At 31.4% G+C, this 15,605-nt stretch carries 21 protein-coding genes and 1 pseudogene; 5 read left to right on the top strand and 17 right to left on the bottom strand.

Annotated features, from left to right (window positions below):
• Nucleotides 1–2: 2 nt before the first annotated feature.
• The 15 genes from E4N78_RS00620 to dnaN all read right to left on the bottom strand — a co-directional run bounded on the left by E4N78_RS00620 (nucleotide 3) and on the right by dnaN (nucleotide 9,968).
• Nucleotides 3–809, bottom strand: a complete 807-nt coding sequence (locus E4N78_RS00620; RefSeq protein WP_255811191.1) for an MBL fold metallo-hydrolase — start codon at nucleotides 807–809, stop codon at nucleotides 3–5.
• Between the two features lie 35 nt (nucleotides 810–844).
• Nucleotides 845–1,150, bottom strand: coding sequence for a type II toxin-antitoxin system VapC family toxin (locus E4N78_RS00625; RefSeq protein ID WP_255811192.1), 306 nt, complete (start codon nucleotides 1,148–1,150; stop codon nucleotides 845–847).
• Complete coding sequence (locus tag E4N78_RS00630; RefSeq protein WP_255811193.1) at nucleotides 1,147–1,392, bottom strand: hypothetical protein; 246 nt, start codon at nucleotides 1,390–1,392, stop codon at nucleotides 1,147–1,149. The genes E4N78_RS00625 and E4N78_RS00630 overlap by 4 nt, the downstream gene beginning before the upstream one ends.
• 27 nt (nucleotides 1,393–1,419) lie before the next feature.
• Complete coding sequence (locus E4N78_RS00635) at nucleotides 1,420–2,082, bottom strand: hypothetical protein (protein ID WP_255811194.1); 663 nt, start codon at nucleotides 2,080–2,082, stop codon at nucleotides 1,420–1,422.
• A 79-nt stretch (nucleotides 2,083–2,161) separates the two neighbouring features.
• A complete protein-coding gene (locus E4N78_RS00640; RefSeq protein ID WP_255811195.1) occupies nucleotides 2,162–2,494 on the bottom strand; it encodes a GNAT family N-acetyltransferase in 333 nt (110 codons plus the stop codon).
• A gap of 24 nt (nucleotides 2,495–2,518) precedes the next feature.
• Nucleotides 2,519–3,178, bottom strand: coding sequence for a hypothetical protein (locus tag E4N78_RS00645; protein ID WP_255811196.1), 660 nt, complete (start codon nucleotides 3,176–3,178; stop codon nucleotides 2,519–2,521).
• Between the two features lie 224 nt (nucleotides 3,179–3,402).
• Nucleotides 3,403–3,675, bottom strand: coding sequence for a type II toxin-antitoxin system Phd/YefM family antitoxin (locus tag E4N78_RS00650; protein WP_010694015.1), 273 nt, complete (start codon nucleotides 3,673–3,675; stop codon nucleotides 3,403–3,405).
• A gap of 121 nt (nucleotides 3,676–3,796) precedes the next feature.
• Nucleotides 3,797–4,060: a type II toxin-antitoxin system RelE/ParE family toxin gene (locus E4N78_RS00655; RefSeq protein ID WP_255803142.1), complete on the bottom strand. Its 264-nt coding sequence runs from the start codon at nucleotides 4,058–4,060 to the stop codon at nucleotides 3,797–3,799.
• Nucleotides 4,053–4,310 carry a type II toxin-antitoxin system prevent-host-death family antitoxin gene (locus E4N78_RS00660; protein WP_255811197.1) on the bottom strand — a complete coding sequence of 86 codons (258 nt, stop codon included), beginning with the start codon at nucleotides 4,308–4,310 and terminating at the stop codon, nucleotides 4,053–4,055. The genes E4N78_RS00655 and E4N78_RS00660 overlap by 8 nt, the downstream gene beginning before the upstream one ends.
• Before the next feature lie 451 nt (nucleotides 4,311–4,761).
• The gene (locus E4N78_RS00665) at nucleotides 4,762–5,484 is read right to left on the bottom strand and encodes a hypothetical protein (RefSeq protein WP_255811198.1); all 723 of its coding nucleotides are present in this window, start codon (nucleotides 5,482–5,484) and stop codon (nucleotides 4,762–4,764) included.
• Nucleotides 5,485–5,569: 85 nt separating this feature from the next.
• Nucleotides 5,570–5,845 carry a helix-turn-helix domain-containing protein gene (locus tag E4N78_RS00670; RefSeq protein ID WP_002683262.1) on the bottom strand — a complete coding sequence of 92 codons (276 nt, stop codon included), beginning with the start codon at nucleotides 5,843–5,845 and terminating at the stop codon, nucleotides 5,570–5,572.
• Entirely contained in the window at nucleotides 5,838–6,194 is a 357-nt protein-coding gene (locus E4N78_RS00675) for a type II toxin-antitoxin system RelE/ParE family toxin (RefSeq protein WP_255811199.1), read from the bottom strand. The genes E4N78_RS00670 and E4N78_RS00675 overlap by 8 nt, the downstream gene beginning before the upstream one ends.
• Before the next feature lie 348 nt (nucleotides 6,195–6,542).
• Nucleotides 6,543–7,577 (bottom strand): D-alanine--D-alanine ligase family protein, encoded by a 1,035-nt coding sequence (locus E4N78_RS00680; protein ID WP_255811200.1) that lies wholly within the window; start codon nucleotides 7,575–7,577, stop codon nucleotides 6,543–6,545.
• 196 nt (nucleotides 7,578–7,773) lie between these two features.
• Nucleotides 7,774–8,856: a DNA replication/repair protein RecF gene (gene recF / locus E4N78_RS00685; RefSeq protein ID WP_255811201.1), complete on the bottom strand. Its 1,083-nt coding sequence runs from the start codon at nucleotides 8,854–8,856 to the stop codon at nucleotides 7,774–7,776.
• Between the two features lie 8 nt (nucleotides 8,857–8,864).
• Entirely contained in the window at nucleotides 8,865–9,968 is a 1,104-nt protein-coding gene (gene dnaN / locus E4N78_RS00690; RefSeq protein WP_002673039.1) for a DNA polymerase III subunit beta, read from the bottom strand.
• Between the two features lie 278 nt (nucleotides 9,969–10,246).
• Between dnaN and E4N78_RS00695 the strand changes: the two genes are divergently transcribed.
• On the top strand, nucleotides 10,247–10,777 hold the full coding sequence (locus tag E4N78_RS00695) for an O-acetyl-ADP-ribose deacetylase (RefSeq protein ID WP_255811202.1): 531 nt from the start codon (nucleotides 10,247–10,249) through the stop codon (nucleotides 10,775–10,777).
• On the opposite strand, the pseudogene E4N78_RS00700 reads toward E4N78_RS00695, so the two are convergent.
• Both E4N78_RS00700 and E4N78_RS00705 read right to left on the bottom strand, forming a co-directional pair.
• Nucleotides 10,770–11,219, bottom strand: a pseudogene (locus E4N78_RS00700) (Fic family protein); the annotation flags it as partial. The gene E4N78_RS00695 and the pseudogene E4N78_RS00700 sit on opposite strands and share 8 nt — an antisense overlap.
• 312 nt (nucleotides 11,220–11,531) lie before the next feature.
• Nucleotides 11,532–12,545, bottom strand: coding sequence for a virulence RhuM family protein (locus tag E4N78_RS00705; RefSeq protein WP_255811204.1), 1,014 nt, complete (start codon nucleotides 12,543–12,545; stop codon nucleotides 11,532–11,534).
• A gap of 210 nt (nucleotides 12,546–12,755) precedes the next feature.
• Here E4N78_RS00705 and E4N78_RS00710 point away from each other — a divergent pair, with 210 nt between their 5' ends.
• From E4N78_RS00710 to E4N78_RS00725, 4 genes are read left to right on the top strand one after another with little or no spacing between them, the layout of a single operon-like run.
• Complete coding sequence (locus tag E4N78_RS00710) at nucleotides 12,756–13,088, top strand: hypothetical protein (RefSeq protein ID WP_255811205.1); 333 nt, start codon at nucleotides 12,756–12,758, stop codon at nucleotides 13,086–13,088.
• Nucleotides 13,085–14,896, top strand: coding sequence for an ABC transporter ATP-binding protein (locus E4N78_RS00715; protein WP_255811206.1), 1,812 nt, complete (start codon nucleotides 13,085–13,087; stop codon nucleotides 14,894–14,896). Before E4N78_RS00710 ends, E4N78_RS00715 begins: the two co-directional genes overlap by 4 nt.
• Before the next feature lie 57 nt (nucleotides 14,897–14,953).
• On the top strand, nucleotides 14,954–15,205 hold the full coding sequence (locus E4N78_RS00720; protein ID WP_255811207.1) for a hypothetical protein: 252 nt from the start codon (nucleotides 14,954–14,956) through the stop codon (nucleotides 15,203–15,205).
• Nucleotides 15,189–15,599: a type II toxin-antitoxin system VapC family toxin gene (locus E4N78_RS00725; protein WP_255811208.1), complete on the top strand. Its 411-nt coding sequence runs from the start codon at nucleotides 15,189–15,191 to the stop codon at nucleotides 15,597–15,599. Before E4N78_RS00720 ends, E4N78_RS00725 begins: the two co-directional genes overlap by 17 nt.
• Nucleotides 15,600–15,605: the final 6 nt, after the last annotated feature.

Here is a 15,605-nt window from a genome sequence, read left to right on the forward strand (position 1 = left end):
TTTTACTCATAAAGATTTTCTACGGCATTTTCGATAAACTTGAATCCTTTGGCCTTCCAGTCAGGAGCTTCATCTATATGTTTAAAAGCCTTTTCGATATCGGCAGTAAAACCTGTATGGGAGCTTATGAGCATTTCACATTTTTTTTGAAGAGCTATTTCTTTTAGTTTAAATAGAGAGCGTATATTTTGTGCCGTATCAATGTTCCATAGGTCATACATACTGTAGCCGCCCTCACTGTTCATTATAAGGCAATCTCCGGAAAAAATGATTTTATCGTTCAAGATATAAGCAAGATGTCCAAGGGTGTGGCCTGGAGTAAGAACGGCTTCTATGCTGTTTTCATCCAAATTAACGGTTTCTCTGTCTTCAAGGCAGGTATAATCTTTAAAGATTTTGATAGGGGTTTTTAGGTTAAAAAAGAGCACTTTTTTGCGGAAATAAATCGATTTAAGATATTTTTCTTCTTCTTTTCCCAAAAAGATTTTTGCATTCGGGAAAATATTATTACATCTTCCGTCAATACCGCCCGCATGATCCAAATCCAAGTGGGTTAAAAAAAGGTATTTTACATCGTTTCTGTCTATATCCAGCTCTTTTAAGCCATTTATCAGATTTTCACTGTTTTTATAGCCCGAATCTATTGCTATATAGTAGTTTTTTGTTTTGATTAAAAAGACATTTACATCCTTATCCCTTATACAAAAAACACCTTCTGTGATCTTACCTGTAGGTATGGGATTCAGCATATTTTTGCCTTTTGTAATTTTAGGTTTTACCGTAGTTCCAAAAAATTCGATTAAATTCATGTTTCTTTCCTCTATACAAATAATAAATCCTATTTTTAATTACAAACTTTTATATTCATTTTTTTACAAATCTCGGCTAAGGCAGTATCATTAGTAATTAATGTACCGTCATTTCTTCTAGTTAAAACCAAATAGTACATATCATAAATTGAATGATTATTTTTGATTCCTTCCGATAAAGATTCTTTCCATAAAGTCCTTGCATCGATGAAATCATCCACCATATCAAGCCCGTCTTGTACATATTGAATACAATCTTCATGTGTTATAAGTCCGGCTTTATAATACTTCCATAAAACATTTGTGATCTCTGCAACAAATAAATCAGGAGCTATAATCACCTGTCTCTATCCTCTCTGATAAGCTCTACAGGATTTACAGCTTTTATTTCATGCGAAACATCCCGGCTTTGAATCTTTTTTAGAATATTTTTCCGACGCAAAATATTTGATTCTTCTTGCCCCAAGGCTTTTTCAAGTAAAATAATGATTTGCTGTGCAATAGTTCTATTTTCACTCTTTGCGGCATAAGTAATTTTTCTATAAATATCTTCAGGACATTCTCTTACTTGCAATAGCGGCATATCGAGCTTCCTTGCATACAATATACATCATTTTGTATGATTAATCAATGGAAACAGGCCGGCTTTAAGTTTATTAATTTCTTTTAAGCCTGTAAAATAATTATCTTTTATCCGCACCATTCTTAAAAGAGAGCTCTGCATCTTTGAATTTACATTTATTCTTGTACTTATGTAAAATTCGGCTTCCGGTTTTTTTTCTTTGAAAAGCACATTTTTGGACTCAAGATTACCATAGTCTGTTTTATAATCAAATCCAAGCTCTTCAAAGACTCCATCAGTCAACAAAGACGGACCGTAAATTCTGTTTTTCATACTGTTTACATAGGCACTTCTTATTAAGAAGGCGAGGGTATAGCTTTCACTGTCGGAAAGACAAAGGTCCATACCCTTCCTTGTTCCGCCTTTTAAATGATTGTTTTTAGTTTTATGCACATAGAGCTTCCCGAAATTGTTTTTTTGCTTTTCATTGCGATGCACACAATCATCTTCAAAGCAAGCTTCTTTAAAAAAATACGCTTCTATTTCGATGGGATCAATTATAACAAAGCTCTTATTTCCTTGTATTTTAAATACATAATCGGATAAAAGGGTGTACATTATATCTTGTAGGATAAGAACTATTTTTTCCTCTGTATCTTCTTTTAAGAGATTATCTATTTTTGTTTTTAGGTCTGAAAAGTTTTTTTGCATTAGTTCTCCTTTTTTGCTTTTAACAATGCAATAGTAAGATCATCATCTACAACAACCTTGAAGACCGCATAAATTACTCTTATAAAATATTCGTCTTTCCGCTTCTTCCATATAATGCCGTAGCAATTCCCTTTCTTTGGTACTTTTTTAAGACATTCAAATCTTTTATTTCAGGAATATTATTTTTATAAAAGAATGTGTATTCTGACTTCCATTGAATTATACAATATCCTGCAAATTTATTATTATCTTTAGCCAATAGAACATCAATTAAACCATTGTTTTGATCATCCATGTATTGGATATATTGCTCAATTGGTTTTTGCCATTGTTGTTCTTCAAAGCTTTTTGAAATTTCATAACAGTCATTTGCTATTATTTTAGAAATATTAATAATTCTTGTATCACTCATTTTTTATATATCTGTTTTAAGTGGTTACTTTTTTTGGTATTTACTACTAAAAAGGGCATTTAATTTAACTGCTAAAATATTTGCTTGTTCATTAAATACTTCATTTTTTGCTTGTTCAATAATTTTATCGTTAAAAAACTTATTTTTTTTCATTATCTTTGTTACAAGTCTATCAGAAGCAATTACTGCAGTCGTTTGGTTATCTATTAATGAAAATTCAACATCAGATTTAAATTCTATCTCTCCTTTTATAAATTGGGTGAATGACATCTCTGTTCTTGATTCTGAATAAAAGACTAAAGTATATTCACAAAGTGAGCGAATTCCAATTTGCTGAATATCATCAAAAGTTAATTTATTTGGTATCATTATTGATGGTACAGAAACAAATTTTTCTACTCCGTTTATTAAATTACTTTTTTTCATTATTTCAATAGAAAAATCTGTAGAATATGGACTTTGCTTATCTATAAATAAAATCGCTATAGAAACAATTTTATTTGGAGGAAATTTCGTTTCAAGGATTGTTGTTATCATTTCTTTTGAAAAAGCAGAATTACTCGTAACGATTTGTGTTTGGTTAAAGGAGCTTTCTCTTGTTCGAAAACTATCATAACCGGAGGTTGTACAGCTTGAAAGCATCATAATTAAGAGTGTTAAAAAAATAACTTTACGAATAGCCATTTTATTCCCTTTCTCAGTAATATTTTTATATAATAATATCGCAAAAAACAAGTTCTTACAATCTGTTAATCAACCAATATTTCTTTGATTACCATTCCCAACATTACATGGTAGATTCTATTTGTTATCCAGCAATCCGGTTTTGATGTATTTTTTCATCAATTCATAAATATCATGCTTTTTGTCCAATGAAGCAATATAGTTTGCAGCAATTTCAGTAAGTTTTACTGTGTACATGAAAGGCTTTTTTTAAATGAATCGAAATCCAACAAATTATTTTGTTTAATCTGTTGGACACCAATAGCAAGATTTTTTGAAAGTTCTTCATCCGATAAAATTTCTAAAGTCTCACAAATACTCTCATATGTATCCCATTTTATTAGAGCAAAAATTTCCTTCCCATGATTGGTTATAGAAATAGTATCATCATAATCCATTGTATCTTCAAGCGATGTTATTTTCTTTCTCGCCTCTGTAATTGTCATTGCCGTAATCATAAGACCTCAGTTAATATTATTGTACATTTTTTTGCACAAAAATACAAGGTTTTGAAACAATAATATTATATATAAAGACTATTGTTTATATCTGCAGAAGCAAAGTCTATAAGATTTTTTTCTATCCGTAAATTAATTTACGATCGCCAATGTTTATTGGAATTATTGTTTCATTTTCAATCTGAAAATCAATTGCTATCCTATATTGCATGTTTATATAAATGGAAAATAACTCAGAAAATTTATGTAATCTTAATGAAGGATGATAAGGGTTTAATTCCATAAGTTCTAAAGTTTTCCGATATTGTTTTTGTAAATCAGGATGTTTTTTTAGGAATTTTTTTGCCTTTTCTTCATATGATTCTGTAAAAATGATTTTATACACCGCTTACTCTCTTCATATGTTCAGATATTCCGTCGGTATAAAATTTGCCTGATGCTATATCAGCTTTTGTTTCTTTTATAGCATTTTCCAGTTCTAATTCACGCAATTTATTATATTCGGAAATTTTTAAAACTACATATTTATCTTTACCATGAACTGAAATAATTGCACTTTCATTTTTTTCTACTACAGAATCAATTAAACTTACACCCTTAACTTTTAAATCATTAGCAGTTATTGTTATATTCATATAATCACCTCGCACTATAAATAGTACTATTTATAGTGCGATTTGTCAAGGTTTATACTAATTTATAAAGATATTTTCATAGGTTTCCATACTCATAATTACCATGTAATGTCAGGTTAAGGTGGATTTTATTTGATTTATTTGTTTGAGATAAGTTTTATAACTGCTTCTACAAGTTTTTGGTAGTTTTCTTCTGAAAATTTTCCGAATGTTTATTTTAAAACAGAATTTATTTACAGCATCTAAAAGATGTATTATTGATACAGAATTTTTTGAGGCAACTTCCTAGTGGTTCTCCAAAATCAATTATTTATTACAGCACTTTTCTCTGCCCGATTGTTTTATAGCCTTTAAAAAAGATTTCGTTATTATAGATATTTTGCTTTGACATTAAAATATACTTCTATTAATTTCCATTACCCGTCCATAGGACTGTATGTTGAACTTCCGCTTAACCTGCATTTGCGGTTGTCCTTGTTGTCAGCGTTGAAGCGGGTGTTAGATTTGCCCTCCATTCACTTACATAATAGATAATTTTGTTAATTCTGTTTATTTTCTTTTTTTCTATATATATCCAATAACTTACAATGATTGGAATTACTATTATAAAAATTTCAATATAATTATTTTTGTTTATAAGTTCTTTAAAGTTTAATGCTACATTAAGAGATGCAATAACCATTCCAATTAAACTCAAAGTTTGAATCCTACCAAATATTAACTCATGGTTATTTACATTACTATTAATTTCATTCTTTAAATGCTTTATATAATTTGCAGGAAAATCTGAATCTTTTGAATTTAACTCATCTATAAAATGAGATATTTTTTGCTTTAATTCTTTTTCTATTATGAATGTCTTTGCGGCATTTTTACTAACATTTAAGATTTCAATTGTTGTATCATAATAACTTTTAATTGTCATGAATAAAACAACCAAAAATAAATATAAAAAACAAAAAAACAGTATTACTAAACTTATAACCATTAATATTTCATGTTTATATTCCGTATTTTTTATTATTATTGAAATCAATATGATAAAAAATACGGATATATAAATACCTATAAGTTCTTTAGAGAGAAAAACATCTTTAAGTGAAATATTGCTATTACAACTATTTTTTGAAAGTATCATTTCATTGAGTTTGAAAACATCATTTTCACTTATCATTACATTTTTCCTCCGCGCCGTAGGCGTCAACCTAACTACCGCTTAACCTGCATTTGCGGCTTGTCCGCAATGTCAGGTTCTTTCTCTATAGCATTGAAACTTTTAATTGTCGTCCAAATACATTTGCTATTTTCTCTAATGTTGAGAGTCGAACATCTTCAGCATGATTCTCCATCCTAGAAATAACACTTTTTTTTGTTTCCAATTTTTCTGCCAACTGTTCCTGTGTCATTCCCTGTTCAAGTCTCATCTCTTTGATAATAGCACCTATTTTAAACCGCTCATATCCTATTTCAAAATCTTCAGCAAATTCGACATCTCTTTTTTTCCTTTCTGCAATATATTCTTCTAAATCACTCATACTTTACCCCTCTTTCAATCTGATCTGCCATTCTTTTATTACACAATTCTATTTCATTTTTAGGTGTTTTTTGTGTTTTTTTCTGAAATCCATTTGTCAATAAAAGAAAATAACCTTGATAAAACTGGCCTAAAATTCTATATATATTTCCTCCAAATTCTATTCTGCATTCATATATTTTTGTACCACTCAAATTCTTAAAATAAGTTCTAGGCACCTTTTCTTGTGTTTCAATTAATCTTAAAACCCATGTTATTTTTTGAGCAATCTTTCCAGGCTGAGTATCTATAAATTCTTTTACAGGACATTTTCCATCCTTTGTTTTATAAAATTTTATTTCCCACTTCACATGTAAATGTTAGCATTAATGTTTACTTTTGTCAAGTAGAATTATTTAAATATTTTAAATGAAGATGTCGTTTAGAAAAATACGCTATTAACATAGAGCGTTATAGTAAATTTCATAATAAAAAATTTTAAGCTATTGTTAGATTTGATTTTAAATCCAAATAATATTTAAATAATGTCATAGTCAATTATTAATTCATCAAATAACCAACTATGACAAAATATTACTCAATCATAAATGTTATAGGTCGGTTCCGCACAAATCTTTCCGCAAGCGGTTAGCTTGTCAACCTAACTACCGCTTAACCTGCATTTGCGGCTTGTCCGCAATGTCAGGTTGAAGCGAGTGTTAGCCTTCAATTTTTATTGCATTATGTACAATTTGATTACATAATTCATTATATGTAATTCCAGATACTCTTGCTTCTTGAGGCAATAAACTCGTTGGAGTCATTCCAGGCAATGTATTAGTCTCCAAATAAACAATTTCTTCATTATCTCGAATAATAAAATCTGATCGTGAATAATAACCTAGTCTTAAAGCTTTATGCATTTTATATGAAAATGCCTGTATTGTTTTCTCAATGCTTCTATCTATTTCAGCAGGACATATTTCGTTGGATAATCCTTTTTGATACTTATTTTTATAATCATAAAATCCTGACTTTGGAATTATTTCAATTACCGGTAATGCCTTATCTCCAACTATACCACATGACACTTCTCTCCCTTTGATCATATCTTCAATCAAAATACTATCTTCATATTTTTTCGCAACTCTTAATGCATTCAATAATTCTTCTTCGGTTTTAACTATTGATATCCCAATACTAGAACCACAACTAAGTGGTTTAACAACACAAGGTATTTTTGTTTCTCTCTTTATTGTATCAAAATTAACTTCTGATAATGAATAAGTTTTCCATTTTGCTGTAGAAATACCCTCAATAGTTGCAATTTTTTTTGATATATCTTTATCCATCGCCAACATACAGCCAAAGTAACTTGATCCTGTGTGTTTAATTGATTGCATTTCAAAAATTGATTGTAGCTGACCATTTTCACCTATTGAACCATGTAATGCAATAAACACAACATCTGCTTGTTTACAAATGCTCAGTACACCTTTTCCGATTTGATCAGGATACTTTTGATGCAATTCAATAAGATTTGGCTCTTCTGGTGGTATAATATACTCATATCGATCTATTGAATCTTTTGTTAAAAATGATAATTCTTCAAATTTTTTATCAGTTCCTATTAGTAAATCTAAAAGAAAAACACTATGCCCATTTTCGATTAATGCATTTGCAATTAATGCTCCTGATGATAAAGATACATCTCTTTCAGGACTTAATCCTCCAGCAAGTACTACTACCTTCATTTTACACCACCTATGATTAGTATTTATTTTGTAAGGTTAACATTCCTTCGACCCTTCCTCACTATACCATAAAAACCAATAATTTACAACCTAAACTGCTGTAAAACAAAAATAACATCTTTCTACCATAATACAAATCTGATAAATAAAAGCTGTCAGATTAGGACTATCTTTATTAAATTTTATCAAAAGAATTTTACTCCCTCTCCACACTAAACTTCCCATCTTCAACAAAAAATATTTTGGTGTTCTCTTTTTGGTAGTTTTTGTAGGGTTCGCCGGGGAGGAAGGTACAGAAAAGTTGTTCGTAGGGGGGGAGGAGTTCCATGAATTTTTGGCGTTTTTCGGGGTCGAGTTCTAAAAGAATATCGTCCATCAAAAAAATGGGTTTTCGGCCGGTTTTTTCGGAATAGATTTTGGCTTGAATCATTCTTAAAACAAGGGAGATAAGCCGCCTTTGGCCGTTTGAGGCTCTTTCGGTAAAGGGTTTTTTATCTTTTATAAAATGAATGCGGTCGCGGTGGGGACCTATAGAACTTGTTCTATCAATCAGATCGTTTTGGCGTTTTTCTGCAAGCAAGATTAGCAAATCTTCTTCACTTTCTACCTTAACCGAAGGGCGGTAAACCATTTCTACACCGGAAACGCCGCTTATTTCTTCATAGATTAAAGAAAAATGCTTTGCATACTCTTCTACAATGTTTTTTCTATCACTAGTGATTAAAAGAGCAAGGGAAGCAAAAATTTCATCTATAGAATCTAAAAGAGAAGCTTTTTTTTGTTCTAAAATTACATTTCTTGATTTTAAGGCCTTTGAATATTTTACTAAGGCTTCTATAAAGTCGGAATTGCACAATGAAACCGATTGATCTATAAAAAATCTCTTCCTTGAAGGAGTTCCGACGGCAAATTCTATATCGTCCCCATGAAACAAAATACAGGGAATAGTGCTTATCAATTCCTTAGAGTTTTTAATTTTTTTAAAATTCTTTTGAATGTCTTTTTTTTTATCTTGAATTATTATGGAAATAGTATGGCTTATTTGATCGGTTTCTTTGTAAAGAGCCCTTATACTAAATTCTTTTTCATCTTTTGTACATATCTGAGCTAAAGAACGTGTTCTAAATGAAGTTCCATAAGAAGAAACATAGAGGGCTTCTAAAAAATTAGTCTTCCCCTGTCCGTTTTTTCCTACTAAAAAAACTTCAGGGGAAGAAATATTTACTGTAGCATTTTCCAGATTTCTAAAATTATAGAAAGAAGCGGAAAGAAAGGGCACTTATAACCTTACTCCGTCTGCATAGGCATTATTATATGGAAAAAGTCTTCTTCAGGTTCAGGTTTTAATGTTATAGCTTTCATAGCTTCGGTAAATTCTACCTTTATTCTGTCTGAAGTGATGGTCTTTAAAGGATCTTCTATATAAACATAGTTTAAGGCCAGCATAACTTCTTGACCGTCATATTTACAAGGAATTTCTTCGCGTGCACTTCCTATTTCATTTTCTTGAGAAGAAATAATAAGAGAACCGGGAAGAATGTTTAAAAATATTCTTCTTGTTTTTAATTCTACCAAAAGAGAAACGCGTTTTAAAGCTTCTATAAATTCCGTTCTTGAAACTTCAAAGGAAAGGTTTTGATTTTCAGGAATTACTCTTTCATAATTGGGGAATTGACCGTCGATTAGAACTGAGGAGAATTTATAAGAATTAAAATTAAAGAATATGTTTTTTTCACCGATTCCTACTTCTATATTTCCTTCATCAGATGCTCTTTTGTTGATGATGTTTAAAATTTTAGGAGGAACAATTACTCCTTTAAATTCGGGAATAGGTATTCCGAAATTTTTCTTGATATGAGCAAGACGCCTTCCGTCGGTTGCAACAAAATATAAGGTATCTTCTTTATTTTCGATATAAACACCGTTCATAAAGTAGCGTGTTTCATCATCCGAAACCGAAAAAATAGTTTGATGAATCATTTCTTTAAATTCTTTTGTGGGAATATTAAAGAAGTTTACATTTGTAGGTTCCGTAAAGGCAGGGAAGTCATTTTCAGGTATTGTTTTAAGTTGGAATTTTGCTTTTTTTACTACCGATTTTATCGTGAGTTTTTGGTCTTTTTGTTCTATTTCTACTTCTCCTGATGGCAGAGATGAAAGAATACCTGCGAATTTATCGCAAAAAACAGTTGTTGAGCCTTCTTCGATTATGTTTACTGGTATTTTTGTTTCAAAGCTGACCTTTATATCTGTGGCCTTTATCGTAAGGCTTCCGTCTTTAACCGATAACAATACGTTTGAAAGAATCGTTAAAGCCGTTTTTGTAGCGATAATTTCCTGAGCGATGGATATTTCTTTTAAAAGAGTGTCTCTGTCAAAACTTATTTTCATTTTTTTCTCCTTAGTTTATTATATCTTTTATAATAATTAGTAGTTATAGTAGTAAGCCCTGTGAATTTGTTGATAAGTTACTTAATTCTATATTGAATATTGAATTAGAATATTTATAAGTTCGTAAAATTATAAACATCTTATTACTGATTATACAGCAATAAAAAAGTTATCCACAAAACTCGGTTATATATTAACATATATTCTAAAAAAAATACAGAGGTTATACAGTCAAAATATGGTGTTTTATTTTGATTTTTATGTTATAATCTATAATTATGGAAAATACAAGTACTTTAATAGAAATAATAAATGCCGATATTACAAAATTAAAAGTAGATGCTATCGTAAACGCTGCAAATACTACTCTTTTAGGCGGAAGCGGTGTTGATGGAGCTATTCATGCCGCTGCAGGCCCGGAATTATTGGAAGAATGTAGAACCTTAAAGGGCTGTAAAATAGGGGAAGCTAAGATAACGGGAGCCTATAAACTTCCTTCAAAATATGTGATACACACTCCCGGCCCTGTTTATGAGAACGGAAAAAACGGAGAAGCGGAACTTTTAGCGAATTCTTATAGGTCTTGTTTGAATTTAGCTTTTGCATACGGCTGTAAATCCATAGCTTTTCCTTGTATAAGTACCGGAGTTTATGGTTATCCTAAAGAAGAAGCTGCAAAAATAGCCTTAAATGAGATTTCCTTATTTTTAAAAGAACATAAGGATTGTATGAAGGTTTTTATCGTCTGCTTTGGAAAGGAAAATGAGGAGATTTATAGAAAATTAATGGAAAAAAATTATACTACATAAAAAGCTCGACGTATTTATCAAAAACAAATATTCTATTTCGTGAATATCCTGTACGTTCTTTTAGTATATTCAGTCCGATAAAGGCATCTATTAAGCTATTGGCTGTTTTGGCTGTAATTTTCATTTCTTTTTGGAGGGCAGTACTTGTAATAACGGGACTATGAAAAAGGAAATATAAAAATTCATTTGCCGTTTTGGTACGTTTACCAAGAGAAAGCAGCTTGTTTTTTTCCAAATCGGTTTTTAGCTCAATTATTTTCTTTAAGGTTTGTGCCGAATTTTCGGCAGTTTGACTTACTCCCTCTAAAAAGTACTTTATCCATTGAGACATATCATTTTTTGTCCGCACAAAGGTGAGGTTATCATAATAAAGGGTTTTATTTTTTTCCAAAAAATCGGAAAGATATAAAAGCGGTTTTTGTAAGACTTTACTGTGTACCAAGTTTTAAGCTGCCGGATTTAAAGTCTTTTATATCCATTTTCTCTCCTAATGGATTTATTTTAACATAAATTTAGCAAAATAGCAAGTTATAATTTACTTTAATGACGATTTTTAATGTATTTTCATGCTTGACAATACAATTTCTTTATTTTACGGAAGTCTATTTAAGGAAATTTATTTAAATACCGACGAAGATTTCGACAATATTTCTTATTTTATCCAAAACAGATTTTTTTTCTTTTCTCTTGCTCCGTGACGGCGTGATGTAGGCGGTATAATGCGATCCAGTTTTCAACATTTCATCTATCTTATTTATTTTTTTTGTGTTACTTTTTTGGCAAGGGTTTCGAGGCGTTTTAATTCATTTAGATAGTCTTTTTCTACTTGGCTAAAAGTTTTCATAGAGTATTTTTTATACTCGGTTTCAACCTTGTTTTCCATCTGTGGCCTAGATACCGTTCCGCTGCCGGTTAAAAGATTTTCACCTGCAGCTGCAAGTATTTTGTCCACATGTTCTACCCAATCCTTCATTGTCATAGGAATTTCTTTTTGTGCTTGTCTTTCTGCAAAATCCAGATAACCTGACACTAAATTGTTTAAGCCCTTTAGTTCTTTTTCCGTAAGATAGTTTTTTGCCGTTTTCGCTTCTTTTAATGTTGGAAGTTCGCCTTTAAATATGGTAAGTCCCATAAACTCTTTTTCACTGTCTACTCGGTCGTAAATCAATTCGGCGGCTGTGTGATTGTGTATCGCATAATGCATCTTGTTTTGTACGGTTGCAAAAAATAATTTGGCTTCTTCGGTATTCGCGTTATAGTCGATGCTGGTGGCAAATAAATCCAAAACTTGCCTGTAAAAAACCTTTTCGCTTGAACGGATATCCCTGATTCTGTCTAAAAGCTCTTTAAAGTAATTGCCGCCTCCAAGGTTTTTGAGCCTGTCATCGTCTATCGCAAAACCTTTTATGATGTATTCTTTTAAACGTTCTGTAGCCCATCTTCTAAAATTCGTAGCAATTTTTGATTTAATCCTATAGCCAAGCGAAATTATCATATCTAAATTATAGTGTAAGATATTGTAATTTTTGCCGTCTGAGGAAGTTGTTCGGAAATTCCGAACAACTGATTCTTCACTTAATTCGCCTTCCTCAAAAATGTGTTTTATATGTTCACTAATATTTGATTTGCTAGTTTGATATAACTTGCAAAGTTGTGCTTGTGATAACCAAACCGTTTCATCAACAAAATGAACGTCTATTTTTGTTAAACCATCTTCCGTATTATAAATTAGAATTTCACCATTATCATTTTTTATTTCTTTATTCATCTCCGAGCTCCTTTTTCTAAGTTAATACTTGTTTTTCTATCCATGAGAATTTATTCATTTTAAAATTTTTAAGAAAATTTATCCATATTGTACAATAATTTTAAGAGATTTCCAACCATTGATACTATTGACAATACAATTTCTTTATTTATAATGTGGATAATTGTTTGATAACAATAAAAAATATAAGGTTAGAATAAAGAGGTCTTTATGAAACATAAATTAAAAATAAAACTTATTGTGTTTATTGTTATTATGATTATGACAACTATAGGATGTTCTCTTTTTGTGCATCCGGTTTCTGTTGCTGTAGAAGGAGATGAGGGTATAATCGTAAAGGAGCAAACTTTTAGGGTAAAGCCCGGTACAAAGTGGATTGCAGCTAAAAAATGTATACAGTTAAAATCCGGATACGAATTTGTTGAATGGAAGGGGATGTTAAGGGGCTCAAGCGAATACACAGAAACTCTTAAAGATGATATGGAAATTAGAATTGCTCCCGGCTATCTTTCGGCAGTTAAAGCTATTACTAAAAAAGAATGAGAGAAAAGACTTTAAATTTTAAAAATAGTTTTTTTTCGATATTGCCTTTTAAACAGCTTTCGGTCTTGTTCTTTTTAGCTCTTGTGTCAGCCTTGGCTCCCTTTGTGAGCTTTTGGGCTCTTTCAAAAACAATTGACGCTCTTTCAAACCTTTCCCAAGTTCAAAATGTCATTCTATACATAATTTTTATAGGGGCATTTTTAGTTACAAACGACAGTTTTGAAGCTATCCGCTGGACCTATTCTACCTATATGGAAGGGAAAATCTTTTTGGAAATGAAAGAGAGACTTTTGGAAAAGGTTTCAAAATATGCGTACATAGACATCTTTGAAAATCCGGATTTTTTAAATAAGTTAAGATTGGCCGATCAACTCATTCCCAAATTTAACAGTTTTTTTAATTCTCTTGCTATGCTTTTTTCGGGTGTGCTGGGTTCTTTGCCTTTTTTATGGATTGGAATTACGACAGCTTGGTGGGTGCCCCTTGCTCTGATAACGGGTTTTTTACCGAGTTTAATTATAAAATGGAATCTTGAAGAAAGGCTATGGGCCCTGGAAATTCAAAACGGAGAGTCCTACAAGGAGGCCGCTGTTCATGAGCACATTCTTTTGGATTCTGCCTTTGCAAAAGAAATACGTCTGTGGAATGCCGCTTCATTTATTCTAAAAAGATGGAAGAAAAATAGATATAATCTTTTAAAGGAAACTTCCCGGCTTAGAAATAAAAGCATGGGAATGACCCTTTTAGCCCATATTTTTGAGGGGCTTGTGGATTGTGCTGTGATTGCATACTTATATATGCTTGTAAGCCGAAATGCCTTAACAACGGGAGCCTTCGTTTTTGCGGTTACGGCGGTTATTCAGCTGCGGCAAAATGCCTTTACTGTGCTTTTATTCGGTGTCGATCTTAAAAGCGATTTTAACAGGTTAAAGCCTTATTTTGATGTTATAAACTACGATGAAACTATAATCGAAAAGAGCCAGCCCTATGATGAGGAAATCAAGGTTCCTCAGACAGTACAAAATGCTATAGTTTTAAAATCTCTTTCATTTTCTTATCCTAAATGTGAAGAAAAGGCTCTTAAAGATATAAACCTTGAAATTAAAAAAGGAGAAAAAATAGCTCTTGTCGGCGCAAACGGTTCCGGTAAATCTACTTTGATTAAAATCATAAGCGGAATGTATCCCGATTTTGAAGGTGGCTATTTTTTTAATGGAAAAAATTCAAAAGAGATTGCGGTTAATAATTTAAGAAGATCTTTTGCGGCCGTTTACCAAGACTTTGCCCGTTTTCCTATGACGTTTGAAGAAAATGCAGCAATTTCCGAAATTGCCGAGCAGTTTAATGATGAGCCGGATTCTTTTAAAACTGAAAAAAAAGGATTTAAGATAGATGCCTTTAAATTTGAAGAGCTTTGTAAGTGTTTTCCGATAGCAAATTCAATGTTGGAGCCTAAAACCCTGCTTACAAGGCAGTTTGAAGGAGGGCTTGATTTATCGGGAGGCCAATGGCAGAGACTTGCCCTAATGCGTTGTGCTTGGGCGGATAGGGAAATAATTCTTTTGGACGAACCTACCTCGGCTCTTGATCCCGATTCCGAGCATAAGGTTCTTGAAGCTATGATTGAACTTATGAAAGGAAAAACGGCGATAGTCGTTACACACAGGTTAGCCCTTTGCCGCAGTGTCGATAGAATAATCGTCGTTGAAGACGGCTCAATCGCTGAAACCGGCACTCACACCGAGCTTATAAATAAAAACGGACGCTATGCCGAAATGTTTAAAAAACAAAGTGCCCGGTATAGCTGATAAATTAATATATTGACAGATATGAGGGCATAAAGTATATTATTAGTGGAGGCATTTATGAGTGATTTGTTATTGAAACGATATAATTTACTTCCAAAAGAATTTCAGAGTGAGGTTCAAAATTATATTGAATACTTGCTCTTAAAATCAAAAAAAAATAATAAAGGCTGCTCTGAAAAAAATGACCGCAAAGAAAAAATTGTTGCATATGAAAATTTATTAAACTATACAGGATGCATACCTTCCGATATTGATTATAAAAAAGAATATATGGAAGCAGCTTTAAAAAAATATGAAAGTATTACTTGATACGAACATAATAGTCGATTTTCTATCAAAACGGCCCGTGTTTTTTAATGAGGCTGAAAAAATAATAAGTAAATGTAGAGATGGAGAAATAATAGGCATAGTGGCAGTTCATACGGTTTCTACTCTGTTTTATTTATTAAAAAAATATGTTTCACCGGAAACCTTGAGAGATATTTTTTATAATTTATTTGAAATTATTGAAATTGGAAGAGCCGATAAGAATTCCGTTTTGGAGGCCTTGAAAAATACGGAATTTACTGATTTTGAAGACGGATTGCAATATCAATGTGCCTTAGAAGAATTTATTGACTGTATAATTACACGGAATAAAAAAGATTTTTTCTCTTCAAAAATACCGGTTTATACACCTTCCGAGTTTTTAAAGAGCTTATAAACAAAA

This window comes from Treponema denticola (genome assembly GCF_024400535.1).
GTDB lineage: Bacteria > Spirochaetota > Spirochaetia > Treponematales > Treponemataceae > Treponema_B > Treponema_B denticola_C.

Excerpts from the sequence above, each read along its gene's own strand:
- E4N78_RS00620 (WP_255811191.1), bottom strand. The coding sequence starts at position 809 with ATGAATTTAATCGAATTTTTTGGAACTACGGTAAAACCTAAAATTACA.
- E4N78_RS00630 (WP_255811193.1), bottom strand. The coding sequence starts at position 1,392 with ATGCCGCTATTGCAAGTAAGAGAATGTCCTGAAGATATTTATAGAAAA.
- E4N78_RS00635 (WP_255811194.1), bottom strand. The coding sequence starts at position 2,082 with ATGCAAAAAAACTTTTCAGACCTAAAAACAAAAATAGATAATCTCTTA.
- E4N78_RS00640 (WP_255811195.1), bottom strand. The coding sequence starts at position 2,494 with ATGAGTGATACAAGAATTATTAATATTTCTAAAATAATAGCAAATGAC.
- E4N78_RS00645 (WP_255811196.1), bottom strand. The coding sequence starts at position 3,178 with ATGGCTATTCGTAAAGTTATTTTTTTAACACTCTTAATTATGATGCTT.
- E4N78_RS00650 (WP_010694015.1), bottom strand. The coding sequence starts at position 3,675 with ATGATTACGGCAATGACAATTACAGAGGCGAGAAAGAAAATAACATCG.
- E4N78_RS00660 (WP_255811197.1), bottom strand. The coding sequence starts at position 4,310 with ATGAATATAACAATAACTGCTAATGATTTAAAAGTTAAGGGTGTAAGT.
- E4N78_RS00665 (WP_255811198.1), bottom strand. The coding sequence starts at position 5,484 with ATGATAAGTGAAAATGATGTTTTCAAACTCAATGAAATGATACTTTCA.
- E4N78_RS00670 (WP_002683262.1), bottom strand. The coding sequence starts at position 5,845 with ATGAGTGATTTAGAAGAATATATTGCAGAAAGGAAAAAAAGAGATGTC.
- E4N78_RS00680 (WP_255811200.1), bottom strand. The coding sequence starts at position 7,577 with ATGAAGGTAGTAGTACTTGCTGGAGGATTAAGTCCTGAAAGAGATGTA.
- dnaN (WP_002673039.1), bottom strand. The coding sequence starts at position 9,968 with ATGAAAATAAGTTTTGACAGAGACACTCTTTTAAAAGAAATATCCATC.
- E4N78_RS00695 (WP_255811202.1), top strand. The coding sequence starts at position 10,247 with ATGGAAAATACAAGTACTTTAATAGAAATAATAAATGCCGATATTACA.
- E4N78_RS00705 (WP_255811204.1), bottom strand. The coding sequence starts at position 12,545 with ATGAATAAAGAAATAAAAAATGATAATGGTGAAATTCTAATTTATAAT.
- E4N78_RS00710 (WP_255811205.1), top strand. The coding sequence starts at position 12,756 with ATGAAACATAAATTAAAAATAAAACTTATTGTGTTTATTGTTATTATG.
- E4N78_RS00715 (WP_255811206.1), top strand. The coding sequence starts at position 13,085 with ATGAGAGAAAAGACTTTAAATTTTAAAAATAGTTTTTTTTCGATATTG.
- E4N78_RS00720 (WP_255811207.1), top strand. The coding sequence starts at position 14,954 with ATGAGTGATTTGTTATTGAAACGATATAATTTACTTCCAAAAGAATTT.
- E4N78_RS00725 (WP_255811208.1), top strand. The coding sequence starts at position 15,189 with ATGAAAGTATTACTTGATACGAACATAATAGTCGATTTTCTATCAAAA.